Here is a 24,902-nt window from a genome sequence, read left to right as displayed (position 1 = left end):
GCTTCCGGTAATGATGGGAACAGCGGCGGCAGCCGGTTAAAAGTGCCCTGCCGCCGCTCTCCTCCCTAAATACGTGATGCTTTATTCCTGTCCAGTCGTGATTCGGGTGAACTTTTTAATAATTTCGTCTTTGTTGGCCGCGGCCCAATCGAAGTTATAATCGACCAGCTTGATATCGCCTGTCTGCGGCAAACCCTCCACAGGAGCTACATCCTTACGCACGGAGCGGCGCTTGAATTCCTTTTGCACGATCTCCTGCGCGTCTTTGCTTACGAGGAAATCGACGAACTGCTTGGCCTGCTCGAGATTCTTGCTGCCTTTCATAATGGCTGCGCCGTCAGGTACAGCGGAGGTTCCTTCTGCCGGATAAATGATGCCGATTTGCGAGCCGCCTTCAATGTAACGAAGAGCCGCATCCTCAAGGGTAATGCCGAGCGCGAATTCTTTGTCCGGAACGGCGCGCTGCACCAGGCTTGAACCGGAAAGGATTTTACCGTCCATATTCGCCACCAGCTTCTTCACGTAATCCCAGCCCTTGCCGTCTTCTTTGCCGAACGCCGTAAGCATCGTCACCAGCTGGGTATAGGAAGAGCCGGATTTGGACGGATCGGCAAAAGCGATATTGCCTTTCCACTTCGGATCAAGCAGATCCTCCCATGATTTCGGCAGCTCAGCTTCAGACACCAGTTCTTTGTTGTAGGTGATAACCATTGGCAGCGCGTTGAATGGCGTCCAGTAGGAATTCTTATCTACGTAAGCCGGCAGCAGGTTGTCGAATTCTTTGGTCTTATAAGGCTGGAAATATTCTTTATAGGATTCCAGGGAGTCGGCGCCGCCGGCCCAGAAGACATCGCCAAGCGGATTTCCGGCTTCCGCCTGCACTCTTTTCAGCAGCTCTCCCGTACCTCCGGAGATCAAGTCCACTGTAATTCCTGTCCGGTCTTGAAATTCTTTAATAATGGGGTTGTTGATTTCCGCTGCATTCGGAGAGTACACCGTTAATTTCCCGCCCCCGGCCTTGCCGCCGCCGTCAGAGCCGGTAGTTGCGGCTGTATCGTCTTTAGCCCCGCATGCCGTGATCGTTACTGTCATGAGTGCCATAGCGACCAAACCTTTAAGCCATCCTTTTTTCATTTCTTCCCAACCTCCGCTTGATGTCAAGTTTTCTTTCATTGATTGAATCTATACCCACTATACTTACAGGCTTCCGTTCCCTCAATGGGACAAAATTTCGTAACTGTTTAAAAAAATGATTCCCATAAACAGTAAAATCGCCCCCTTTCGGGGACGATCCATTGATTTCACTAGATTTATTCTTAACATTAAACTAACGCTTAAATAACACAGAATTCACATAAATTCTCTTTCTCTACGGAACTCTGTAGGGGTCTTGCCTGTAGCCTTGCGAAATAACTGGCTGAAATAGCGTGAATCCTGATAACCGACGGCAAGCGATACTTCGTATATCCGCGAATCGGGGGAACTTAGCAGTTCCATCGCCTTTTCCATTCTCACCTGTGTCACATAATCAATAAAGGTAGTTCCCGTAGCTTTTCGGAACAGTCTGCTGAAATGAGCCTCACTCACATGAAACTGGGAAGCGAGCTGCTGCAAGGATAGATCTTCCGCATAGCGTGTCTGAATGAAAGCCTCCACCTGTTTGAAATGGGCGGCATCAGGAGTTACGGGCTGCTCTCCCCAGCGCTCAATATCGCCGAACTCAAGTACTCCGCTCTTCTGCCCCGAACCCGGGCGCTTGAAATGGAGCGCGGCGACCGCTTCGCGGTGAGCCTGACCCATGCTGTCGAAGCTTCGATGCGGCAAGCTTAGCCCAATAGCCAGTTGACTTTTACCTGAAATCTCTTGAATCCGGCTCCAGAGCTGCTTACTATGATCTCCCGAATCAGCCCCGATCATTAACGCTGCACGGTTCCCGCCCAGCGTCACAGGAGGTCCCATGAGTATATCCCATAACCGGTCATGCAGTTCATCCTTCAGCTTCTCGTGCCAGTAGGTATGGTCCTCATACTGAATCAGGGCAATGCGAAATCCTTCATTGCTAAGCCGATGATTATCGATAATCTCTGTCAACATCTTCACGGATTTAGGATCGGAAATCCCTAATAATTGGTCATGAAGAAGCTTCTCCAGCACAAGGGTATACCCTGCCGCCACCCATTCTCTGAGCTCCTGTTTGACCGTTTCATTTTCCCTGCTAGCCTTGATTTCTCCACAGACTTTCTCTATGACCTCCAATAACTCGTCCGGATTGGTAGGCTTTAATACATAATCAGCCGCCTTAAGCTTCACTGCCTGCTGCGCATAGGTAAAGTCATCAAATCCCGTTAAAAAAATGATGCGAATATCAGGGTGAACCCGCTGTGCTTCTTCCGCAAGCTGCATTCCATTCATACTCGGCATCCGAATATCAGTGAGTAATATATCCGGTTTATACTCCTTGACCGCTTGCAGCGATTGCTCTCCGTTCGAAGCCTCGGCCACAATTTCACATTCGAGAGCTTGCCAGTCAATCGTCTGCTTCAGTCCCTCCCTTATGAGCCATTCATCATCCGTAATCAACACTTTATACAACCCGCTCAACCTCCTTCGGATCAACAATACAAGGAATACGAATCATAACCTTCGTCCCTTTGCCCGCTTCACTCTCCACATCCAGCCGATACGCAGGCCCAAAATGCAGCTCCAGCCGTTTCTTCAAATTGTGCAGGCCGATTCGCGTCTTCGCGGACTGTGCGCTTTCTTCTTCATGCTCCCACAGCTTCGCAAGCTTGTCCCCGGTCATTCCGACGCCATCGTCCTCCACGATGAATTGTACATTCCCGTCTACGACGCCTGCCCAAATTAATAATTCCCCTTCGCCTTCCTTCATCTCCAGCCCATGCCCCACCGCATTCTCCACCAGCGGCTGCAGCAAAAGCTTCGGTGTGTAGAAATCCAGAATCTCCTCGTCAATATCAAGCTCGATGTTAATTTTGTCGCGGTATCTAAGCTGAACAATCGTCAAATAGTTGCGTATTTGCTTCATATCCTCGCGGATTGGAATGACCGGATTACCGCGCCGGATGCTGAACCGCAGCAGGTTGCCAAGCGATAAAGCCACTTTGCTGATCGCATCCATCCCATGTATCCGCGCCATCCAGTTAATCGAATCGAGTGCATTATATAAAAAGTGGGGCGTAAACTGCGCCTGAATCGCCTTGATTTCCGCCTCCTGCACCTGAATCTGCTTCTCATAGCCTTCGCGGATTAACCGGTTGATCTGCCTGAGCATCGTATTAAAGCTGCGTCCCAGATGGCCGACCTCGTCGTTGTATTTTGAAGGAAAGGTAACGTCCATCCTGCCCTTCTCGACCTCATTCATCAATAAGCGAAGCTTGCGTAGTGGACGTGTCATATAGTCTGATAGCAAATAAGCAACGCAATAACTGATCAGTATGCAAGAAATCACGATAAATATCGTCAAATTACGGATGCTGTGACTTTCCTTCGTCAATACGCCAATTGGCACGGCACTCACCATTTTGAAACCGGAGGAATCCGAGGAGTCATAAATAATCATTTTGTCAGACCCTTCATCCACTGCGGAAAAATAGCCCTTGGTGCCGCTCAACACTTCATCCATATAGCTTTTATTCAGACGCGTTCCGACCTGCTGCTTGGAGGGGCTGCTGGAGATGACATATCCGTTCGCATCCAGCAAATACACCTCACCGCCGGGATACTGGTGAGCCTTCTGATACTTGTCCGCCAGCGCGGACTCCTTAATATCTACTATGAAATATCCGAGCGTCTCCCCGGTTTCTATAGATTTCAAAAGCCTTCCCGAGCTTAATACAGCCCCGTAATCCTCAATTTTCTTAAGGGAGTAATGGGTATCCCAAGCTGCGCCGCCGTCCGCAATTCTTGTTTTGCGAAATAACCCCCAGTTCGGCTGGTAGTCACGATAGGCGGGCGGCAAGAAATCGCCTGTGAAATAACGTTCTCCGTTCGCCCCGATCACATACAGCTGTATGTCCCAGGATTTAAAGCCCAGAAAGCTCTTCAAAATTCCGTTTACCGTCTGCTCATCCTCATACTTCTCGGCCACGCTCCGGGATGATGATTTGGATAATATCTCCTGTATTTCCTCGTTGCTGTATAAATACATGGATAATTGCTCAATATCCTGCACAAAATCGGTTAAGCTATGATTGACCTGAGACAGGTTCTCCAATATAATTTCGTAGGCCTTGATCTGAATTTCTGTGGAAGCCTTGCGGTACGAGAACATACCAAGCAGTCCGAGGGGCAATATCGTGATGATCAGCAGCAGAAGCATTAATTTCGTTCTTAAACCCATGGAATGGAACTGCTTGATCCGATTCATGTTGTGCAACTCCCTCTCCGCCATCAGAATTGCTGTTAAATATATCACAATCCGCAGAGAGGCGACAACAGATATTCTCAAATTCGAAAGGGCTGGAATCACATTGAAAAAGGCACAACCCTGAAGGTTATGCCCGAATATACGGCCTGCATGCGCCGTATCGTTATTTAGGGTACTGCTCTTTAAGCGATGGAGACTGGAGCGGGCTGTCATTCAGCTTTCGGAGGGTTTCCAGCTTCATATCGCTGTGGACTCCGTAATAAGGACCATACTTCTTCTCAAGAACGACTCCAGCAAAAACATCCTGCCGCTTCTGCCGGTAACGGGCGTTTCGATTCCGATCACGCATTTGCATTTTCCTCCCTAAGGCAAAATGGGTTACAGATCAAGAAAGTGCGCCGCCAAACAACAGGTTGGAAATTCCGGTATGTACTAACAGTATACTAGATGAGCAGGCATAAAAAAACAGGCTGTCCCAAAGGAAAGCCCATTTTTCTTAAAATATAAGAATTTATAAGCTGAGCGCTTATCATTTTGTCTTATATTTATACGAGAAACGGTACCGTCCGCCCCTAAAAGGACGGCGATGCCGTTTCTTCTTGAAATTTTATTTTTTCGGCACAGGGTCTGGATGGGCGGTTGGAGCAGGTTTGGCTTCCCACTCGTCCGCTTCGGGTTCGATATCTACCCCGTTTTCCATCTTCTTGATCTCGGCGAGCGAGTCTCCCTTTCTATTTTCCCGATTGCGGATTTCCGCTTCGTTTTGGATTTGATCGGCCATGCTTATCTCCTCCTTCTTAAGGTTTTACTTATTTGCCTCATAGTTATAGTTGCCCGGTGATCCCTTTTACAAACATGCTAAATGTTCTCTGGAGCCGGCACTTTGATTCACAGCCGTAATCCCTTATCATGAATAGAAAAAGGACGGCAAGGGGACGGGAAGATTGAAGCTGCTTTATAAGACGCGCGGAGACGGGCATGATATTGAAGTATACGATACGGATGAATGGTACGGCGAGAAAGGGCGCTTCCGGCTGCTGCAATTTTCGGAGGAAGCGGTTCAGGGAGCGGTGGACTTGAATCATCCGGAGCGGATCATGTTCGAGTATCCGAGAGCAATCCTTCATTTGATGGAGTGGAACAACCCGGCATTTGAGGACGTATTCATCATCGGGCATGGGGTCGGGACGATTTCCGGCCATTTATCCGGCAAAAAAATGATAACCGCAGAGGTCAGTCCCCAGATTGCGGAAATCAGCAGAACGTATTTCGGATACAGCGGGGATTCGGTGAGGATCGGCGACGGACGCCGCACGCTTGAACAACAGGGGGACGAGTCCTTCGATTATATCGTTCTGGACGCATTCAGCGACAAGGGCACGCCTCGGCATTTGATCTCGCAGGAGTTCTTCCGCCTGGTCAGGACGAAGCTTAATCCCGGCGGAATAATGCTGATGAACCTAACGGGAAAAGGCGGAAATGACCGGCTGATCCAAGCGGTTCACACGACACTCACTTCGGTATTCCCCCATACGGAAGCGTTCATTCTCCCCGATAAAGACGTCTCCAGCCTGAAAAATATGATTCTCGCTGGCAGCGGCCGGCCCATCGGCTTCAAAGCCCGCCAGATGGCGGGCTTTACCGGGACGGCGCTCCCTCCGGGGCATATCCTGACGGACTAAAAGCTACCGCTTCGCCTGCACCGCAATCCCTTCCGCTTTCAGCCGGCGGCGCAGCTCGGCGGCAAAAGCGGCGGCGCCCGCCCCGTCTCCATGAATGCAGACCGTCTCCGCTTCAAGCGGGACTACCGTGCCGTCCACAGCGGCAACCGCTCCTTCCTTTACCATGCGGATCACTTGGCGGACCGACTGATCCATGTCGGTAATGACGGCTCCCGGCTGACGGCGCGGTGTCAGCGACCCGTCAGGCTGATAGGTACGGTCGGCGAATACTTCGCTTGCCGTGGACAGTCCCGCCTCGCGGCCGGCGGCAAGCAGCTTACTTCCGGCCAGGCCGTACAGCACTAGAGACGGGTCGAATCTGTGCACGGCCATCGCTATGGCATCGGCAAGCGGACAGGATGCTGCCGCCATATTGTACAAAGCGCCATGCGGTTTCACATGCCGTAGCTTCCCTCCCTCCTGCCGGACGAAGGCCTCCAATGCTCCGATTTGGTACGTGACAAGATCGAACGCCTCTTCGGGAGAAATGTCCATGTTCCTTCTCCCGAAGCCCGCAAGATCGGGCAGGCCCGGATGGGCTCCGATACTTACCCCCATTGCCAGCGCGGACCGGACCGACTTACGCATGACAGAGGGATCGCCCGCATGGAGCCCGCAGGCAATATTCGCCGAGGTGACCTCGCGCAGCAGTTCGTCATCCGCGCCGATGGTATAAGCGCCAAAGCTCTCCCCCATATCACAGTTTAAATCCACCTCTAACATGATAACCCTCCTTCAGCTTCAGCCTGACCATCATTTCAAGCCGCTTCAACTTTCGCTCCTGGCATATATATAGGGATTCGGCTTCTCGGGCCGTTACTTCCCGAAACTGGATATGTCCTCCCGGCGCAGCCTGGGCCATTACGGGGAGATCCGCGCTTATGACCTGCGCAATCTTCGGATAGCCGCCCAGCGTCTGGCGGTCGGCCATCAATACAATCGGCTGCCCGTCCGCCGGAATCTGGACCGTCCCAAGCGCTACGGCCTCGGAAAGATACTCTCGCGGCGACTCCAGCATAAGTGATGGTCCGGCCAAGCGGTAGCCCATCCGGTCCGAATGGGGAGTTACCTTGTAGGATGACTCCGCAAAAGCTTGACGGCTGTGGAGAGTGAAATCTTCCCACTGGCGGCCCCGGATGAACCGGATTTCCGGGTTTGAGCTGTAGGCCGGAATAACCGACCAGGGAACGGTCCAGGAAACCGCATAAAAAGAATCATCTCCCGTAAGCGCCGCTAGAGCCCGCAGGCGGCCCTGGCCTACGGGCAGCTCATCTCCCGCTCTAAGCGCTCTCCCCTCAAATCCGCCGATTCCTGCGCGTAGGTAGGTGCTGCGGCTGCCCATCACCACGGGGACATCCAGTCCGCCGGATACTGCCAAATACGCCCGGCAGCCCGAAACCGGCCGCTTAAAGATCAGCCTGCTCCCTCTGCGCACAAATACGGGACGCCACATCGGCACATCCCTCCCATCGATAACAGGACTCATATGGCCTCCCGTTATCGCAATCCAGTGATCCTGGTCAAATTCCGCGACAAAGCCCGAGAGCGTAATCTCAAGCGCCGCCGCGCTATCATCGTTCCCGGCAATCCAGTTCGCTATGCGGTGGGCGGTACGGTCCATCGCCCCGGAGACGATAACGCCGTATTTTCCATAGCCCGTTCTTCCAAGATCTTGAACGGTCGTAAGCAGGCCTGGCTTATGGATTCTTATGCTCATGGCTGCATCCCCCGCAATCTCCGGTATTCTTCCGGTCCGATGGGGCAGAACCGGATATAATCCCCGCTCTGCAGCAGCGTCGGCGGCGAGTCGCCTGGCCGGAACAGTTCAAGCGGCGTCCTGCCGATGATCTGCCAGCCTCCAGGTGTCTCTATTGGATAGATCCCGGTCTGCGAGCCGGCAATGCCGACTGAGCCTGCGGGAATGCGAAGCCTGGGTGTTTTTTTTCGCGGCGCCGCAATCGTGTCCGGCATTCCTCCCAGGTACGGAAAGCCCGGCGCAAAGCCAATAGCGTACACAAGATATTGTCCTCCGGCATGGATCGAAACGACTCCCTCCTCAGATAAACCGTTCAATTCCGCCACATGCCCAAGGTCCGGGCCAAATTCGCCGCCATAGCAGACTGGAATGTCAATGATCCTTGTGCTCTCAGCATGCTGACCGTCTCCAGTCGGCATCAGTTTATCGCGCAGGATAGAACATACATGGCCAAACGCCGTCCGGTTCCGCTCCGGAATACGCAGCGCCGCCAAATCATAAAATACGCTTATCGCAGCAAAGGAAGGCACACATTCGATAAAGCCGGGGAAGGGATCTTGCTCAATCCGGTGTACAGCCGCTCTAATCTCTTTGTGAATCTTTGCACTAATGCTCTGGCCAAATTCAACTAATACCGCCGAGTCTCCCAGAGGGTAAAAAGACCATGCCATCGCTTGCGCCCCCTTTTTCATAGACAGCTATTGTCCGTACTGCAGTCAAACGAATCGCGCCGTCTTTTTCTTTAAGGATACGGGATGCGCACAGCCGGGTAAACCTTTTTAAACTGAAATTAACGCTTCTTCCTGAATGCCGCCCATCCGAGGAACAGCAGAAGAACCACGGCCAATGTCCCGAAACAGGCGAACACCCCCATCATCCGCTCCCCAAAATGCATAAGGGGCATGCTGCGGAAGGAGAACGCCGAGACGCTCATGCACAGCATACCCATCCCGATTAGGAGAATCGCGATCAGCCATTCGATTTTTTTCATACGCGATCCTCCCCCGGCTTCCGCCGCAGATCAAAATAAAGTTCAAAGCATGTCCCCTCTCCCGGTCTGCTGGCAACGGTTATCTTTCCTCCAAGCAGCCCCGCCAGCTTATGTACGATGGACAACCCGAGGCCGGTGCCGCCATGCATACGGGAACGTGATTTCTCCACCCGATAGAAACGTTCGAATATAAAAGGAAGCTCGGCCTCGGGGATTCCGATTCCCGTATCCTGCACGGCAAGCTTCACTGAAGCGGATTGGAACGACAAGAGAACGCCAACCGTTCCCCGCTCCGTGTACCGGATTGCATTTTCCAGCAGATTCAGCACAATTTGCTCCATCCGGGCTCCGTCCGTATACATCCTATGCGGCGTTCCTTCGACAGTGCAGTAGAGTTCCAGATTTTTGTCCTCGGCTTTAAGTCTCACCTTTTCGACCGCCTGCTCCACCAGCTCAGCCAAGTTGATCCATTCCGGCGAAAGGGTTATTTTGCCTTCCTCCATCTTGGCCAGCTCGAACAGATCGTCCACCAGATGCTGAATCCGCCGCGCTTCCATATAAATGATGTCGAGATACCGGTCCTTCTCCTCTTCCGTGGCGTACAGCCGCTCTTTGACCACATTCGCATATCCTTCCAGATACGTGATCGGCGTCCGAAGCTCATGCGAAATATTGGCAAAAAACTCCTGCCGCGTATCCCGGTAGCGCTGAAGATCGACTGCTAAATCGTTAATCGCTCCGGCAAGCGCGCCGATTTCGTCCCTGCTCCCGATATCGACTCTCGTCTCCAGCTCCCCGGCGGCAATCTTCCGGGTAGCCTTCTGCATCTGCAGCAGCGGTCGGGACAGTAACTGGGCGATAATCCAGGTGCTGCCCAAAGCGAGCAGGAACGCTCCGATTCCGGAAAGAATCAGCAGATTCCGCACCCCTGCCAGCGACCGGTCCATCCTTTCTGTGGAGGCCATTAGATACAGGGCAGAGCCAACTTTCCCTTCCTTTACGATCGGTTGGCCCGAGACGAAATAGCGCCCGCCTGCCGGGTCCGCATAGAGAAAATTCACCTTTTTTCCAGAAAAAATCCTGCTCACATCCGAGACGCGGATAAATGATTGATATGCCGGGTCTTGTACGCCCGAGTGCATAATAACGCTTCCGTCCTGACGCACATTATAAATGCTGACCGCCGAAAATTCGGCGAACGTCCCTATCATTTCGCTGGTGCCGCCCTCCGAGGATTCGGCCATAACGGTGAAGTGGGAAGCCAATTCCTCTGTTTCCGTCTTCATATTAGCCAAATAAAAGCTGGTGAACATCCGGTCGACCGCAACCCCCAGAAACAGCAGCACGACGAGAAACAGACCGGAAATAACAAGGCCCAGCTTCAGGCCGATTACGTTATTTTTCATTGGATTTCACCGGCGCCTGAAATTTATAGCCCACGCCCCAAACGGTCTGAACCGGGTTGTAGCCGAGACCTGCTTTTTGCAGCTTTTCGCGTATATTCTTGATATGGGTGTCCACTACCCGCGTTTCCCCCTCGAAGTCCATACCCCACAGCCGCTCCACTAGTTCATCCCGGCTGAAGGCGCGCTGGAGGTTCCCGGCCAGAACGGCCAGCAGATCGAATTCCTTTGGAGTCAGCTCGACCCCGGTATCCATAACGGACGCCTCTCGCGCATCCGGACGGATAACCAGCCCAGGAAATTCCAGTACACGCTCCCTAGGAACCGCTTGCTGCGCCAAAGACGCTCTGCGGATCAGCGAATGCATCCGGGCAACCAGTTCCTCCGGCTCGAACGGCTTGGTCAGATAATCATCTGCCCCGATTTCAAGGCCCCGGACCTTGTCCTTCGTCTCGGAGCGGGCGGTCAACATCAGAATGGGCACACTGTCCTGCGCCCTGACGGCCTCGCATACCTGCCAGCCATCCATATCGGGCATCATCACGTCCAGCAGCACGATATCAAAATTCCCGCTGCCGATAAGCTTCAGCGCCTCCCGCCCCGTGGATGCTTCGCTGACTTGAAAGCCTTCCTTCATCAAATAAATACGCAGCAGATTTCGCATATTCCATTCATCGTCTACAACAAGCACGCGCAGCTGCGCCATGATCGTCACCTTCTTTTATACGATATATCTGAGAGAATACATTCATTATACACGCCGGATATGTGGAAAATATGTTGCCTCCGTTTACGGCCAGCCGTCTTCTCATTATCGTTTATCCTGAAAGTGCAATCAATATGGCAAAAGCAAAGCCATCCCTGGTTCGGGATGGCTTTCGGGATGGCTTTCGGTTTGCCGCAGGCAGCGGCTAATCTGCCTCTCGCTATGGAAGATTTCTGCCTCTGTCCGTTGCCGAATTTGGCGGGTCACAGGAAAGATTCCGCCAACGCCAGGCGCGGCCTGCTTAGGCCTTCACGCTAACTTCCGGGTTTACACAGGTGATCGGCGTTCCTCCGCCAAGCACCGCGAAGATATTCCGGGCGCACAGTTCGCCCATGGCTACTCTGGCTTCGTTAGTGGAGCTGCCCACATGGGGAGCCAGCACCACATTTGGAAGCTCGGCCAGTCCCGGCGCAAGCTCCGGTTCGGATTCGAATACGTCGAGGCCCGCTCCGGCAATGACGCCGCCTTGGAGCGCGGTCACCAGTGCCTGCTCGTCGATAATGGGTCCCCGCGAATCGTTGATCAGGATGGCGCTCGGCTTCATGAGCCCCAGCTCTTCCGCACCGATCAGATGGCGGGTCGCAGGCAGCAGCGGCACATGAACGGATACGAAATCCGATTCTCTCAGCAGCGTATTCTTATCTGCGAAAATCCCGTCCGTCTCTGCCTCAAAATCGGGATTCGGCTGCTGATCGTTGTACAGTATCCGCATATTGAAGCCTTGAGCGCGCTTCGCCACGGCCCTGCCGATCCGGCCTCCGCCGAGTATGCCGATGGTCTTGCCGCTGACTTGGGCGCCGATCAGATTCATCGGGCCCCAGTTCTTCTTGCCGGCCCGCACATACGAGTCGCATTCCACAACCCGCCGGGCGGCGGACAGCAGCAGGGCAAAGGCAAAGTCGGCGGTGGCATCCGTCAGAACGTCCGGCGTATTGCTGACATATATGCCGTGTCTCGATGCGGCCTCGACATCAATATTGTTGTAGCCGACGCCGTAGTTGGCGAAGATTTTGCAATCCGAAGCAAGCGCCCGGCACACATCTTTATTGACTCCTACGGACACAGTCAGTACGGCGTCGAAGCCCCGGGCATTTTCAATCAGCTCTTCAGGGCTGAGGCTCCGCTCCTCCGGATTCATCACCACTTCACATTGCTCGCGCAGCAGAGCCAGAATATTATCCCCAAGCGGATATGTAACATAGACACGGGCTTTTGACATGAATGATCCACTCCTTTTGGAATTTTTGAAATTGAGCATTTTTGAATTTGAACATTTTGCTTAATACTGATTTATTCTCAGGCCGGCCGCAAGCTATCTTGCCATCCAGCCTCCATCCACGCAAATAATCTGTCCGTGAATATAACGCGCGGCCTCGGAAGCGAGAAAGACCGCCGTCCCGCCCATGTCCTCCGGCGAACCCCAGCGTTTGGAAGGAATCCGGTCCATAATCTGCCCGCTGCGGACCGAATCGTTAATCAGGGCTGTATTCATCTCCGTCGCCATATATCCGGGCGCAATGGCATTGACATTCACTCCCCGCGAGGACCATTCATTGGCCAATGCCTTGGTCAACTGGGCAACCCCTCCCTTCGCCGCCGCATAGGCGGGCACGGTTAAGCCGCCGGAGAAGGACAGCAGGGAGGCGATATTGATGATTTTGCCCGAGCCTCTTGCGAGCATCCGTTTCCCAAATGCCTGGCACAGCATGAACACCGAGCGAAGCTGAACCTGCATGACCAGATCCCATTCTTCGATAGGAAAGCTTTCTGCCGGATGGCGGCGCTGAATGCCCGCGTTATTGACCAGAATGTCGACAGGGCCGAACTCCCCCTCAATATTCGCGGCGAGTTCTTCGCCCGTCTGCAGCTCCGCCAAATCGCAGGCGACCGCATAACAACGGCGGCCCAGAGCTTCGATCAGAGCCAAAGTTTCCGGGCACTCCCCGCTTCGCTGAACGGATACGATATCCGCTCCGGCCTTGGCCAGCGCGACCGCCATGCCCTGTCCAAGCCCCCTGTTGCCTCCAGTAACAACCGCCAGTTTACCTTCCAGTGAAAAATCGGATAAATCCATAGTACGGTTCCTCCATCTCCTGTAATATGCGGCGGCGTGAACTAAGCTGCGATTCTTGGCCGCCGCTATCTTTATCGTGCATTAGGCCGCTTTCTTGTTTGTTCTCGTTTGAACCGCTCCAGGCAGCGTTGCGGTAATAAGCGCAGATATGACCAGCAGACCTACAAGGCTGTATACTCCCACATTATAATTGAAGATTTGAATCAGAAATCCGACAATATAGGGTCCAAAGAATCCGCCCAGATTCCCGAGCGCATTGATGGCTCCCCGGGCTCCGCCTGCGACTTCCTTGCTGAATAAACGCGGAGGAATCGCCCAGAACACTACCCCTGCGGCTTTAACGAAGAATCCGGCGCCGATGAGGAAGACGTATGAGAACCAGATATTCCCGTGAATCGTGACAGACAGCAGCAGGCACAGCGCGAACCCCAGAAGCGGAATAATAACGAATTCCCTTCTCCGTCCGGTCCGGTCGGAGAGGTTCGAGAACAGCAGCATCCCCGCAATACACGCGATCCACGGCAAGCTGGACAATAGGCCCACCATGCCCATTCCGCTATTGGTCAATTTCTTCAGCATGGTCGGCAGCCACATGGAGAATCCGTAATCGCCCGACTGGTAGCAGAAGTTCAGGGCAATGAGCTTCCACAAGGATTTATTGGGCAGCAAATCCTTAATCGATGCCTGCTTCACCTGATTCTCCTGCTCAATCGCCAACTGCTCCTCTTCCAGCTTGCCGACAATGTAGTCTTTCTCTTCCTTGCTGATCCATTTGGCCTGCTGCGGACGATCACTGACCATGAGCAGCCAGGGGATAAGCACAACCAGCGAAACAATCCCTTCTATAATGAACATCTCGCGCCAGCCGGAAATGGAAATGATGAACCCCGAAATAGGACCGGTAATAATGGCGGCGATGGGCGCGAACATCAGCACGATGGCGTTGGCCCGGCCTCTTTCCTCATTGGGGAACCAGTTGCTGCACATCGTCAGGACAACCGGCAGCATACCGCCCTCCGCAATACCGAGACAGAACCGAAGCACCAGCAGCTGAGTCGTACTCGTTACCAAGCCGCTTAATATGGAGACAACGGCCCAAAAGGGAATCACCCAGGCAATGAACTTTTTGCCGCTGCTCTTGGCGGCGATTTGTCCGCCGGGGATTTGCAGAAACAAATACCCGAAGAAGAATATTCCCGCCGCGAAGCCGGCCATGCCGGCAGTCATGCCGAGCTCTTTATCCATTCCGCCAGATATGGCAAAGCTCACGTTGACACGGTCCATGAACGAAATAATGCACACTATGAGCAGCGGAGGTAAAATCCGTTTCCAACGGCTGCCCGGTATTTTTCGAGTTTCGCTGATCATTCTCACTGACACCCCTTGTTATAAGAAGTTTTCAAGCGAATAGACCTACATTATGGCTTCGTTGATCTTAATGACCACCCTGCGGATTGATATCTTGCCGCCATGCTCCCAGATCGGCCGGTGAACATCTTCGGGGAAAAAAATTGCGTAATCCCCCGGCTCCAGCACAAGCTCCGTCTCTCTGTCGATCTCGGCGTAAAAAATCGCATCCTTGGTCTCCAGCAGCGTCTCCGTCACCGTGTTCTTGCCCAAATCGACCGCAAAGCCGATTCGTTCCTTGCCCTCCACCGAGTAGTGTACTTCAACATATTTGCGGTGGACTTCCGGTCTGGCCTCCTCTTTCTGCCGGGTTGTGACATCGAAGACCTGGACAAAGAAATCGTCTCCGTCAATCGGATAAATGCCCGTCTCCATGTGCGCAAACTCATGCTGATGCTCCTGCAAATACCGGACCGCCCGGACCACTGGCTCCGTATATTTTTTCTCGATCGGTTCTCCGCTCTCAATGTTGGAAAAGATCATGGCCGCTCACGCCTTTCTGCATTCAATAAGGGGTATTGGGATCGGTCAACGCCAAGTCTGCCGCCAAGCTATAAGATAGCAGTGCTTACCTTTACGATCACCTTGCGCAAAGAAGCGCCGCCTCCATTCTCACAGCCCGGACGATGAACATCCTCGGGGAAAAAGACGGCGAACTGCCCAGGCTGCATCAGAAGCTCCATTTCATTCTCGGCCTGCTTATAAAAAATAATGTCCTTCTCCGCCACCAGATCCTCATCCACCACATTGTTTCCCGTGTCCGCCGCAAATCCGATCCGCTCATTGCCTTCCACGGAAAATTGCACATCGATGTATTTCCGGTGCACCTCCGGCCGGGTATCCTCTTTCTTCTTGGTCACCAGATTAACGACCTGGGCGTAAATTTCCTGTCCCTCAATCGGATAAACTCCGGCATCCATGGACAGAAACTGCTCCCGGTTGTCCTTTAAATACTGAAGGGCTCTTGTAATAGCTGGCGGATACTGCCGCTTCGTTTGTTCCAATGTTTCAATACTACCGAAATACATGGCTGACCCTCCCAGTTCCTTTACCGGCTTAACGAGTTTGCAAATTAGACCGGTTAAGGAAAAGATTGATGATTGCGCTTTCAACCCCTTGTTGTTTGGTCAAGCGCTGTGCAGCAACGCTTAACCAATCATCGTCACCTGTAATAAGGGTGATCCTCAGACGGAGCACGGCGATCCTCCTCACTGCCCTTGGCTCCCAGAAAAAAGATGTATTTCATACGGGTGCCCGGAGACGCCACCGTGGGATGATAGCCATTCGGAATAATGACCGCATCACCCGAACGGACGATTTCCGCCTGCTCGGTTCCGTCCATCAGCATTCCCACATGAATGCCGAAGCCGTGTGAGGGAATATCGAAATAAAAGTAGATTTCCTCCAGCGTGCCGGAGTGATGATGCGGCGGCCAACTGGTCCAGGCTCCATCCTGCCCTGTAGTGATGCCTGTTACGATACGGCTCGCCCGGTCGGAGCGGATCAGCAGATTCACGATATCACGGGTATAGTTATACCTCCCGTGGATTTCCTTCTCACGGTAGGCGATGCCATAATCGGCATAAATCAACTCCCCGTCGCTCCACGCTTCAGCCGCTGCCATAACGAGCCTGGATTGTTCCGAGACGCCCTCAACGCTGACCGTTTGACCTCTCGGAACATACAGGCCGTCCCCCGGCAATAACGTGTACTCGCTGTTTACAGCCGCGATCCGCAGCTTGCCTTCGATGCAGACCAGACTTGCCTCGCTGCCCTCCAGCTCAATGGTTTGCGCCCCGCCCGAAGGCAAGTTCAGTACGAACAGCTCCAGAACCTCCAGCTGGCTGTTCCCGGGTCCGACAATCCGGTGCAGTCCCGGCCTGCTTGGCGCAGTAAATTTCAGCTCCATCTTCTCCTCCTCGAACAAGCTTGTAACTGCTCAGCAATTGCTTACATTCGAATTTTAAAATGAAAGCGCATCATTGTCAACAAGTATTTCTGTCGACAATGATAGACAAAAGAACTTCCCCCAAGCGCTATCGGCTCGGGGGAGCGGCTAACCTGCCTTTAGAAATCTTTTTCATCAGAATTCTTTTTTATCGATCCAGCTGTTGTAGTGAAAGTGATTGCGAAGTGCGGCCAGAATCTCCTCACTGCCGCCTACCTTCAGCGCGGCCACAATCTGGCGGTGCTTATCGACCACCTGGCGTTTGTATTCAAACTCTCCCTTGCCGAACTGGCGGCGCGTTCCCACAATCAGAATCGCCCGGCACAGCTTGTCTATGTTCGCCCAGAAGAGCTTGATGAACTTGTGGTCGATCACCTCGAACGGCTTGGTGTGGAACGCAATATCCTGCGCCGCGAACTCGTCGGCATCCTTGTGGCTCAGCGCCAGCTCCATTCTGTCGACGGAAGTCTCCAGGAAGCGGATAATATGATCCCGCGCTTCGGGCGGAATGTGGCTGAGCGCAAACGATTCCAGCATATAGCGGACATTATAGAACTCGTTGACCTCTTTTTCGGTAAGGACCTTTACGACAGCCCCCTGCTTCGTAATATCCAAAAGACCTTCGTATTCCAGATTGCGGAACGCTTCCCGCACCGGAGCGCGGCTTAATCCATATTCGCTTGCTATCGCGGTTTCCGTCAGCTTCAGCCCATTCTCCAACCCGCCGCCAACGATCTTCATCCGCAAAATATCGGTCAGCTGCTCTCCCAACCCTATGTTAAGCTTCGGATCAATCATCAGGTTAACTCCTTAAAATACATGTCGACATTCAGATTAAGTGTATCACAACGGGCAAGAAAAGCGCTATATAAACTGAACTTTTGTTTTACATAAGGATTGCCGCGGACTACGAGAAATGCTTGGAGTTCCGGTCGCTGTTGTTTTCGGATTTCGCTGAGCGCTCCTTCACTTCCAAGCTTCCTCTTCGCCGCTCCGCCTCTCATTCATTCCAAAGTTCAATTTAGCTAGCTTCTTATCCCTTTGTCTTTTTTCCCGGTTATGTATACCCCCGCAAACACAAGCAGCCCGCCGAGTACCTGCGCAAGCGTGATCGGATTGCCGAGCAGCATGCTGAGAATAGCCGTGAACACCGTAATCAGATTCAGATAAATCCCCGCCCGGCTGGCCCCGATCTCGCGGATCGACGCGTTCCAGAAAATAAACGACCCCACCGAAGGAAAAATGCCGATATACAGTATGCCCATGGTCGCCTTGGGACTCAGCGGAAGATGGATGCCCGAAGCCAGGAAGAAAGGAAGAATGAGCAGCAGCCCCATCAAAGCGGAAACCGCCGTAGCCGAGATTGGAGGCAAACCCTTCATTTTCCGTCCAAGGATCGAATAGAACGTCCATACGAGAATCGCGGCCAGCATCAGCAAATCGCCGAGATTGTATTCGGTCTGAAAAATGAGCTGCAGCTGTCCATTCGTCAGCACCAGCAGCACGCCGAGCAGCGACACCAGCAGCCCTACACCTTTAGCAAGCGAGATTTTTTCCCGAAGAAAAAAGGAAGAGAACAGCACGATCAGCGCCGGATTCATCGCATTGACGAGCGCAGCGTTCATGGAGGTTGTGAACCTCAGCGCCTCGTACAGCAAAAAGTTATAGCCGACCAGGCCCAGTATGGACATAAGCACTAAGATTCTCCACTCTTTCAAGACGCTCTTCCAGTTAGGGCGTTCAACGAACTGTGCGATCGGAAACAGCAGGAACACCGCGATCAGCCACCGCGAGAACGTCATCTGCACCGGCGTCATCTCCGCCACCACATATTTGCCGAACACATAATTCCCCGCCCAGAACAGATTAGCCATAATTAAAAAAAGATAAGTACGGTACTTGCCCATGATCCTTGCTCGCCTCTTTCTATCGGTGAAAATGAAAAATCGCCTTCATATATTATAATATACAAGGGCAAGAGGGGCTGCGAGATTGGTTCTCTATCATACTTGAAACATTACCAGAATATGTACCGTCTGATGAAATAAGGGAGGAATGACAATGAAATTTAAGAAACTGTGTTGGGGGTTAATTCTGCTCTGCGTAATGTTAACAACCGCGTGCACGAACACCACTCATACAAAAGATATGGGAGAATTGTATAGTTTGGCACTAGATGCATACATGCCCATTGATCAAGGTCTGAACGGCGCTATGAAATTTATTGCAATTGACATGAGTAATTTTAAGGATATTGATGAAACAGACAAGGAACAAATTCTAAAGTATTTTGAGAAATACAATGTTGAGGTAATGGAAGCGAGTTATGAGCAGCTAAAAGACAAAGGGTTATTTGATCCCCAGACAATGGCGCTAAATGGCCTGCTGCTGCGTGTCGAAAAGACTGAAATTTCAGAGAATCAAATTGTGATTGAAGGGTCTAAATATAGATCTGGTCTCGGAGCAATCGGAACGAAAGTTATTGTTCAATACAAAAACGGAAAATGGCAAGTTACAAAAGCAGACACTACTTGGAAAAGTTAATGATATACGAATGGTGCCATAAAAAAAGAAACCACATTCTGAACCGCATGTGGTTTTGCCTTTCAAACTTCTACATAAAGTTTCACAATTATGAGTTTTCTCCGAATATTTTCTCAATATATTCTTGCAAGTGACCAAGAAAAAATAACGATGATTTATCTTGATTGAAAGAAGCATCACTATGAACCAATATGTAAAAATTAAACAGTGTAGATGCCAAGTCACGCGATATCACGATTTCGCTTTCAACCAAGCTGGATATATCGGCTAACTCACGGTATAGTTCCTTCTTTTTTTCTTCCTTAATTTCTTGTTTAGTAAGAATTAAGACACTAATTTCATCTATCGTGCCCACCAAAGAAGTAAACATAGTTTTATACTTGAGATCTTCATTTAGCATATCCAACTATCGCTCCTTTTCGAAGTAATTTAGCATCTGATGTTGGACGTAAACAATGACTATTGTCATGAAATTCGCTTCACAGGTAATATGTGTTTAGGCTTGTTGACCCCAATCAATCAGTCAAATAACCTGGTGCTTATTAAATGCTCGATACGTAAGAGGCAACAGCAGTGCTATTACGATTATTGCAAATCCTGCCATGACCTTGTACTCCGGAATCAACTGACCAAAAATATGGAACACCTCGTAACCGGTTACCTTTTCAAAACTGTTGAACATATTGCCCGGCAGCAAATCCATCAAGTGATTAAACAGGCGGTTGCTTTTGCTGGCCGAAAAAAACAGCGGACCGAAGAGGAACATGACGATTACAATGATAACGGGAAAGGGACTCCTTATACGACTGGACAGCCACAGCGTCACTGCTCCTATAAGCAGACATGCCAGACCACCAATGAACACCGCCCACAAATACGTTTGGAAAACCGTGTAGGGGACTGGCGCCAAAAGTTCAATGATTTGCACACTGGCACTCCCGCCGTCAAATCCATATATCCCCAGCATCAAGAGCGTATAGGCCATCAGCGCGAAGACAAACAGACCCAGGGACACCAGGAAGCTAGCTTTCAATTTGGCGATGATAACCCTATTGCGGCCATAGCGTGAGGATAGAATGATGGAGTCAGCCCCGCTCTGGTATTCACTTGAAAACACGGGAGCAAGACAGAACGCGATAACAAAAGCAGTGAAAAAAAAGACGTACTGCAGATTCTCAAACACATTCTCCCAACCTGTTACATAGTCCATTTGGAAAGGAACAGGGATGCGCTTATTCATCTTTATAAGGAAAACCTTATCTTCCGGCGAATAGTACCCGTAGGTATTTTCAGTATTCAAATATTCGTTAACTTTCTCTAGCCGTTTCTGGTAAAACGCTTTTGCGGCACTTGGTGTCAATCTGTTGATAATATAATGATCGTAATCATGCACATGAGAAAAAGTAACACGAATCAATCTATCTATCTGTTCATCCTTTACTTCATATTTGGTATAGGCCTCATTGGTGATTTCTCCTATTTCATTCAGATTTTTCGGATCACGCATCACTTTTTGATGCCGTTCAACCGCATCTGCTACTCTCTCTACGGTTAGAGGACCGGCAAGCTGACGGTCGTATTCCTTACGTAGAGGGATAGCCGCCAGTCCTTTCAATTCCTTACCGTCCTTACCCGTTATCTCTGCACCCGTAACCAAAGTACTTATCATCAATATGATCACTACTACCAAAATCGCAATCCCTGCAAAAAATGATTTCCGGCGCATGATCTTGCGCAGCTCGAACCGAGTCAGCGTATCCATCGGCTATGCCCCCTCTTTCTCTTCATCACTCACTGCGGCCTGTTCATCCTGGAAGTGATGCAGGTAGAAATCCTCCAGTGTCGGAGCAACCGATGCCGCGTGATTCGCGGGTTTCACCTTGGACACGATTCGCAGCTCCACCTGATTCCCTTCATGCCGCAGATTGCTCACACAGTAGCGGGTATTCCATTCCTCCGCCTCCCGCGCTGGTATATGACATGACCATACGCAGCCTTCCATCGTCGCCGTCAGTTGTTCCACCGTACCGGTCATCAATAGCCCGCCTTGCTTCATCACCAGAATCTGGTCGGCTATATATTCCACATCCGACACAATATGCGTCGAAAGGATGACAATCTTGTCCCGGGCAAGATCGGCGATCAGGTTGCGGAAGCGGACCCTCTCTTTAGGATCAAGTCCCGCCGTCGGCTCGTCCAACACCAGCACACGGGGATCGTTGAGCATCGCTTGGGCAATGCCCAGACGCTGCTTCATCCCGCCTGAGAACGTGCGGATTTTCTTGCGGGCTGCCTCCGACAGGGCAACCATCCGCAAAAGCTCTTTGGCTTTGCCCTTTGCCGCGGGCAGAGTCAACCCCTTCAGTGATCCCACATACCAGAGGAACTCCTCCGCACTGAAATCAGGGTAATAGCCGAAATCCTGAGGCAAATAGCCCAGCAGATCACGATAGCGTTCCCCCATGCGGCCGATCTCCTGGCCGTTCATCTGAATTGTTCCCGATGTCGGGTTTAGAATGCCGCAAATCATCCGCATCAGAGTCGTTTTCCCCGCACCGTTAGCCCCGAGTAATCCATATACTCCGCTGTTCAAACGGACCGAAATGCCGTCTACTGCTTTTTTCGCGGAAAATTGCTTGCTTACCTGATTCAAGGTCAGTTCGAGCATCTTATGCCTCCTCCTTGTATGTCCCGTTTCTCCTGCATGCTTTTCCAGAATGTCACACCAGCATTCTCGGTGCGGTTTCCAGACTCCGGCAAGTCTTGAGCAACCCGCGTACCTCGAAAGCAATTCCTGCGGCTGTGATGATCATCAAGACCTGCCACACCCCGATTGACGATGATTCAAACAGCCAGAGGGAAGGATTAAACGCCAAAATCGTCTGCATCAGCGCCACCATACCGCTATAGATCAGGCAGTAATATCCACAGTTTGGGGTACGAACCCGATTCAGCAGCCACAGGCAGCCAAAACAAGTCAGATTGAATGGCACCAGCAAATAGAGCAGTATGACCGCGATTTCCATCTGCATCCAAGCGGTCATTAAGACGGCCAGCAGTGCCAGACCTATCAGATCCGCCATTCCGAGCAGACTCATGCGGACCAGCGTCAGCTTCTCCAGAAGATAGCGCGTACTGAGTTCAATCTCCAGCATATGGCAGCTTAACGAACGGGTCAGCGTTTGTATTCCCGCTATCACCAAGAGCGGTGCGGCGATAGAGGTCAGCATGACAAGCTGAACATTTCTAACTTGTTCCTGCAGGGAGTTGTGCAGCAGCAGCCCCATCCCGAGAACAATCAGCAATTGAACAGCCCACACCTTCCAGCTGATGAAGCGAAGCTGTGTCATATAAAACTCTCCAAAGGAAGTTCTACGGCTCGCCTGTGTTTGGCGCAGCACCTCCGCCCCCTCTTTGACAGTCTCCTGCAGTTTCTTCTGGTCAACGGGGGGCGAGGGGTAGTTCTTTAGGGCGGCGATGATGGCATGTTTCGATTCCTTGTTCATCGAATTCACTCCTTTCCAAGTAGCGTCTTAATACGCCCAGCCCGCGCTTCACCCGATATTGAACCATGCACACATTTACACCCGTTATTCGAGCGATGTCGCGGAAAGTTAAATCCAGGCAAAACCGCATAAATACCAGTTCCCGCTGCTCTTCAGGCAACAACTGGAGCATTTCATGTACCAACTGCTCCCTTTCCACCTGCTCCTCTACGGAGCAACTTTTCTGCAAAGTCGCCCGGTCTATTAATTCTTCTGCGTTCTCCCAGGATAGAGGCGGCCGCTTCCTCAGATGATCGCTGCATAGATGGCGAGCGATCGTGTATAAGTAAGCGCGGCATTTTCCCGCATTGGTATAACCCTCAATGTGCCGGCAAAAGCGGTAGAAGGTTTCCTGGGTCAAATCCTTCGACTCCTCCTCGTTCCGAACCCACCAGTGGCAGTACTTCTGGACATCGGCGTAATACCGCTCGATCAGCGGCGTCAAATACTCAGTCTCCCCCTGCCGGATGCGCCGAATCCATTCACCCTCATCCACCGCGTCACCTCCTTTCTATTATGTATAACTAATTTTTGCTGCAAAAAAGTGAAATTATGTTGTGTCATTCTTGTGAAGTCACTAGCAACTGGATTTTAGTACAAGCCCTGTATAGATTATAGACATTGTCCATAAAAAAATGACGTGCCGAATCTCCCGATTCGCACGCCATTTTCTACCGTCACTACCATTCCTTACATCATCGAACTTCCGTTCATCATGCTTCCCATGTTCTTCATCATCCCGGAACCGCCGGATTTCATCATGGTGCCCATGCTGTCGTTCTGCTCCACGCAGGATTTATGCATGTCGTTCAGCTGCTGCTCGGACAGGTCCGGATGCATTTTTTTCATGAAGGGGAGCATCTCTTGAAAAGTCGAGTTTCCCGCATCAGCGGCATAGACCGCCGTACCGATGCCGAGCGTCAGCACGATCGCACCGATGCCAATCCACAGTTTCTTTTTCATCGCTTTTTCGCCTCCTTTCCCTAAAAAATTAGCTGTGCAATTATTGCTCTTTAGCTTACCGCACTCCGATCTAATGACCGGAATGCGGATTCTCGCCAGATGCTGGGGAGATCTCCAGCATGTCGTCAATTTCACTCTGCGCCTTGGCCGTAATGGCCGAGCTGTCGCCGGTAATCCAAGCGTGGTTGTACGGACCCTCTGCCGGTGAGTCCTGGAACTTCGGCATTAATTCCATCAGGTAATTCATGACCGAATCCGGCATGCCGGATTTCTCGGTGAACAGCAGCGGAGCATGCTTGCCAAGATGGCTGAACGGAGCGGCCGCAATAGCCAGCGCTGGGGAGTCCGTCGTTACGAACGAGAAATTATGTCCCGGCGTCGTAATTCCCCAGCCAAATCCGTTGCTAGAATCCTTGAACTTGGCAAAAGCAATGGCATTCTGGTAAGGGTCGCTGCCGGAAACTCTTGTGACCGTTCCGTACTGCTTCAGCGCATCCTCAACCTTGGCCGAAACAGCCGATTCGGGGCCAAGCACATAAATAGACGCCTTACCGGAACGTCCCTCCAGCGCCTTCGCCGTCGCATCCGGCACACTGTCTTTGGTAACATAGAGCAGCGGCTCCGGCATGTGCGCGATCCAGTTGACGGCTGGCAGGGTATATTCCGGGCTGTCGGCCGAGCCGATCACAACGCCCTGCGGCAGCTCGCCGGCGACCTTGGCGTAATACGCATCAATCGCCGCAGCTACGGTGGCCGGATCGTCGCCTGCAATCTGATCGATCTTCATTTTTAACTCATCCAGCTGCCGTTTCACATTATCCGAAACCGGACCGACGATAACGATCTGGATGCCGTCATTGCTCTCGGCTCCTTTCGGATTCAGCCGCTTCAGCTCGTCCAGCGTAGCCTGAGGTACATTGTCTTTGTCAAAAAAGAGCACCGGACCGTTGCTCGGGTGATGAATCAGGTCTGTCGCGGCTGCGGCGATCTGCCAATTAGCCACATCCGTTAGCACGACACTGGATGGGCGGCTGGCATCCGACTGCGCTGTCCAGAGAGTTTGTGAGACAAGCACTGCCGCTGCTGCGGGATCTGTAGTGTTGATGCGCGTCGTATTTTTCGTTCCGATCCAGGGTACTGCAACAGAAGAAGTATCCACAGTATTGCTGTTCGCCGCTTCATCCGCCTTGCCGCCCAGTGTACAGCCCGCCAGAACCGAGCCGAACAGCAAAGCCACAGCTCCAATTTTCAATAGCTTTTTCACTTGGTTTCCTCCCGTATTTGAGAATGTCTATATCTAATGAAGTCCAGTGTACCTGTAAAATATGTAGAAAATATGGAGAGCTATTTCTCTTGTCCGTTTGCATTCATTTAGTTATTATTGTAAACTGTTTATA

28 protein-coding genes are annotated in these 24,902 nt (G+C 51.7%); 2 read left to right on the top strand and 26 right to left on the bottom strand.

Annotated features, from left to right (window positions below):
* Window positions 1–81: 81 nt before the first annotated feature.
* The 5 genes from PDUR_RS11560 to PDUR_RS29145 form a co-directional block, all read right to left on the bottom strand.
* A complete protein-coding gene (locus PDUR_RS11560; RefSeq protein WP_042206401.1) occupies window positions 82–1,134 on the bottom strand; it encodes an ABC transporter substrate-binding protein in 1,053 nt (350 codons plus the stop codon).
* Window positions 1,135–1,350: 216 nt separating this feature from the next.
* Window positions 1,351–2,583 carry a response regulator gene (locus tag PDUR_RS11555; protein WP_233277563.1) on the bottom strand — a complete coding sequence of 411 codons (1,233 nt, stop codon included), beginning with the start codon at window positions 2,581–2,583 and terminating at the stop codon, window positions 1,351–1,353.
* A 1-nt stretch (window position 2,584) separates the two neighbouring features.
* Window positions 2,585–4,387 carry a cache domain-containing sensor histidine kinase gene (locus tag PDUR_RS11550; RefSeq protein WP_042206399.1) on the bottom strand — a complete coding sequence of 601 codons (1,803 nt, stop codon included), beginning with the start codon at window positions 4,385–4,387 and terminating at the stop codon, window positions 2,585–2,587.
* A gap of 163 nt (window positions 4,388–4,550) precedes the next feature.
* A complete protein-coding gene (locus PDUR_RS11545; protein ID WP_042206398.1) occupies window positions 4,551–4,736 on the bottom strand; it encodes a hypothetical protein in 186 nt (61 codons plus the stop codon).
* A 258-nt stretch (window positions 4,737–4,994) separates the two neighbouring features.
* Window positions 4,995–5,168 (bottom strand): hypothetical protein, encoded by a 174-nt coding sequence (locus tag PDUR_RS29145; RefSeq protein ID WP_169744908.1) that lies wholly within the window; start codon window positions 5,166–5,168, stop codon window positions 4,995–4,997.
* Between the two features lie 163 nt (window positions 5,169–5,331).
* Here PDUR_RS29145 and PDUR_RS11540 point away from each other — a divergent pair, with 163 nt between their 5' ends.
* Complete coding sequence (locus PDUR_RS11540) at window positions 5,332–6,069, top strand: spermidine synthase (protein WP_042206396.1); 738 nt, start codon at window positions 5,332–5,334, stop codon at window positions 6,067–6,069.
* A 3-nt stretch (window positions 6,070–6,072) separates the two neighbouring features.
* Here the strand turns inward: PDUR_RS11540 and PDUR_RS11535 are convergent, their stop codons facing one another.
* The 14 genes from PDUR_RS11535 to PDUR_RS11465 form a co-directional block, all read right to left on the bottom strand.
* Window positions 6,073–6,831, bottom strand: a complete 759-nt coding sequence (locus PDUR_RS11535; protein WP_042206395.1) for a LamB/YcsF family protein — start codon at window positions 6,829–6,831, stop codon at window positions 6,073–6,075.
* A complete protein-coding gene (locus PDUR_RS11530) occupies window positions 6,806–7,825 on the bottom strand; it encodes a 5-oxoprolinase subunit C family protein (RefSeq protein ID WP_042206393.1) in 1,020 nt (339 codons plus the stop codon). Before PDUR_RS11530 ends, PDUR_RS11535 begins: the two co-directional genes overlap by 26 nt.
* On the bottom strand, window positions 7,822–8,535 hold the full coding sequence (gene pxpB / locus PDUR_RS11525; protein ID WP_081949487.1) for a 5-oxoprolinase subunit PxpB: 714 nt from the start codon (window positions 8,533–8,535) through the stop codon (window positions 7,822–7,824). Before pxpB ends, PDUR_RS11530 begins: the two co-directional genes overlap by 4 nt.
* A gap of 119 nt (window positions 8,536–8,654) precedes the next feature.
* Complete coding sequence (locus tag PDUR_RS11520; protein ID WP_042206391.1) at window positions 8,655–8,855, bottom strand: hypothetical protein; 201 nt, start codon at window positions 8,853–8,855, stop codon at window positions 8,655–8,657.
* Window positions 8,852–10,261: a sensor histidine kinase gene (locus PDUR_RS11515; RefSeq protein WP_042206390.1), complete on the bottom strand. Its 1,410-nt coding sequence runs from the start codon at window positions 10,259–10,261 to the stop codon at window positions 8,852–8,854. Before PDUR_RS11515 ends, PDUR_RS11520 begins: the two co-directional genes overlap by 4 nt.
* A complete protein-coding gene (locus tag PDUR_RS11510; RefSeq protein ID WP_042206389.1) occupies window positions 10,251–10,964 on the bottom strand; it encodes a response regulator transcription factor in 714 nt (237 codons plus the stop codon). The genes PDUR_RS11515 and PDUR_RS11510 overlap by 11 nt, the downstream gene beginning before the upstream one ends.
* A gap of 301 nt (window positions 10,965–11,265) precedes the next feature.
* Complete coding sequence (locus PDUR_RS11505) at window positions 11,266–12,243, bottom strand: 2-hydroxyacid dehydrogenase (RefSeq protein ID WP_042206388.1); 978 nt, start codon at window positions 12,241–12,243, stop codon at window positions 11,266–11,268.
* A gap of 93 nt (window positions 12,244–12,336) precedes the next feature.
* Window positions 12,337–13,098: a 2-dehydro-3-deoxy-D-gluconate 5-dehydrogenase KduD gene (gene kduD / locus PDUR_RS11500; RefSeq protein ID WP_042206387.1), complete on the bottom strand. Its 762-nt coding sequence runs from the start codon at window positions 13,096–13,098 to the stop codon at window positions 12,337–12,339.
* A gap of 81 nt (window positions 13,099–13,179) precedes the next feature.
* A complete protein-coding gene (locus PDUR_RS11495) occupies window positions 13,180–14,466 on the bottom strand; it encodes an MFS transporter (RefSeq protein WP_042206386.1) in 1,287 nt (428 codons plus the stop codon).
* A 45-nt stretch (window positions 14,467–14,511) separates the two neighbouring features.
* The gene (locus tag PDUR_RS11490) at window positions 14,512–14,988 is read right to left on the bottom strand and encodes a NanQ anomerase/TabA/YiaL family protein (protein ID WP_042206385.1); all 477 of its coding nucleotides are present in this window, start codon (window positions 14,986–14,988) and stop codon (window positions 14,512–14,514) included.
* A 68-nt stretch (window positions 14,989–15,056) separates the two neighbouring features.
* Window positions 15,057–15,533, bottom strand: a complete 477-nt coding sequence (locus PDUR_RS11485) for a NanQ anomerase/TabA/YiaL family protein (RefSeq protein ID WP_042206384.1) — start codon at window positions 15,531–15,533, stop codon at window positions 15,057–15,059.
* A gap of 134 nt (window positions 15,534–15,667) precedes the next feature.
* Window positions 15,668–16,414 carry a 5-deoxy-glucuronate isomerase gene (locus tag PDUR_RS27265; RefSeq protein WP_052410186.1) on the bottom strand — a complete coding sequence of 249 codons (747 nt, stop codon included), beginning with the start codon at window positions 16,412–16,414 and terminating at the stop codon, window positions 15,668–15,670.
* Window positions 16,415–16,588: 174 nt separating this feature from the next.
* Window positions 16,589–17,251 carry a GntR family transcriptional regulator gene (locus PDUR_RS11475; RefSeq protein WP_042206383.1) on the bottom strand — a complete coding sequence of 221 codons (663 nt, stop codon included), beginning with the start codon at window positions 17,249–17,251 and terminating at the stop codon, window positions 16,589–16,591.
* A 227-nt stretch (window positions 17,252–17,478) separates the two neighbouring features.
* Window positions 17,479–18,360: a DMT family transporter gene (locus PDUR_RS11465; RefSeq protein ID WP_042206381.1), complete on the bottom strand. Its 882-nt coding sequence runs from the start codon at window positions 18,358–18,360 to the stop codon at window positions 17,479–17,481.
* Window positions 18,361–18,514: 154 nt separating this feature from the next.
* On the opposite strand from PDUR_RS11465, the gene PDUR_RS11460 reads away from it, so the two are divergent.
* Window positions 18,515–18,997: a hypothetical protein gene (locus PDUR_RS11460; RefSeq protein WP_042206380.1), complete on the top strand. Its 483-nt coding sequence runs from the start codon at window positions 18,515–18,517 to the stop codon at window positions 18,995–18,997.
* 88 nt (window positions 18,998–19,085) lie between these two features.
* Here the strand turns inward: PDUR_RS11460 and PDUR_RS11455 are convergent, their stop codons facing one another.
* From PDUR_RS11455 to PDUR_RS11425, 7 genes are all read right to left on the bottom strand, one after another.
* Window positions 19,086–19,397, bottom strand: a complete 312-nt coding sequence (locus PDUR_RS11455) for a hypothetical protein (RefSeq protein ID WP_042206379.1) — start codon at window positions 19,395–19,397, stop codon at window positions 19,086–19,088.
* A gap of 123 nt (window positions 19,398–19,520) precedes the next feature.
* Window positions 19,521–20,759, bottom strand: a complete 1,239-nt coding sequence (locus PDUR_RS11450) for an ABC transporter permease (RefSeq protein WP_042206378.1) — start codon at window positions 20,757–20,759, stop codon at window positions 19,521–19,523.
* 3 nt (window positions 20,760–20,762) lie between these two features.
* A complete protein-coding gene (locus PDUR_RS11445) occupies window positions 20,763–21,665 on the bottom strand; it encodes an ABC transporter ATP-binding protein (protein ID WP_042206377.1) in 903 nt (300 codons plus the stop codon).
* 52 nt (window positions 21,666–21,717) lie between these two features.
* The gene (locus PDUR_RS11440; protein WP_042206376.1) at window positions 21,718–22,503 is read right to left on the bottom strand and encodes a hypothetical protein; all 786 of its coding nucleotides are present in this window, start codon (window positions 22,501–22,503) and stop codon (window positions 21,718–21,720) included.
* Window positions 22,439–23,038, bottom strand: coding sequence for an RNA polymerase sigma factor (locus PDUR_RS11435; protein WP_042206375.1), 600 nt, complete (start codon window positions 23,036–23,038; stop codon window positions 22,439–22,441). The genes PDUR_RS11440 and PDUR_RS11435 overlap by 65 nt, the downstream gene beginning before the upstream one ends.
* 194 nt (window positions 23,039–23,232) lie before the next feature.
* Complete coding sequence (locus tag PDUR_RS11430; RefSeq protein WP_042206374.1) at window positions 23,233–23,505, bottom strand: hypothetical protein; 273 nt, start codon at window positions 23,503–23,505, stop codon at window positions 23,233–23,235.
* A 70-nt stretch (window positions 23,506–23,575) separates the two neighbouring features.
* The gene (locus PDUR_RS11425) at window positions 23,576–24,769 is read right to left on the bottom strand and encodes an ArsR family transcriptional regulator (RefSeq protein ID WP_042206373.1); all 1,194 of its coding nucleotides are present in this window, start codon (window positions 24,767–24,769) and stop codon (window positions 23,576–23,578) included.
* Window positions 24,770–24,902: the final 133 nt, after the last annotated feature.

The organism is Paenibacillus durus (genome assembly GCF_000756615.1).
GTDB classification, from domain to species: domain Bacteria; phylum Bacillota; class Bacilli; order Paenibacillales; family Paenibacillaceae; genus Paenibacillus_AQ; species Paenibacillus_AQ durus.
The sequence above is the reverse complement of the archived record's forward strand: the minus strand, read 5'-3'. Positions and strand labels throughout refer to the sequence as shown.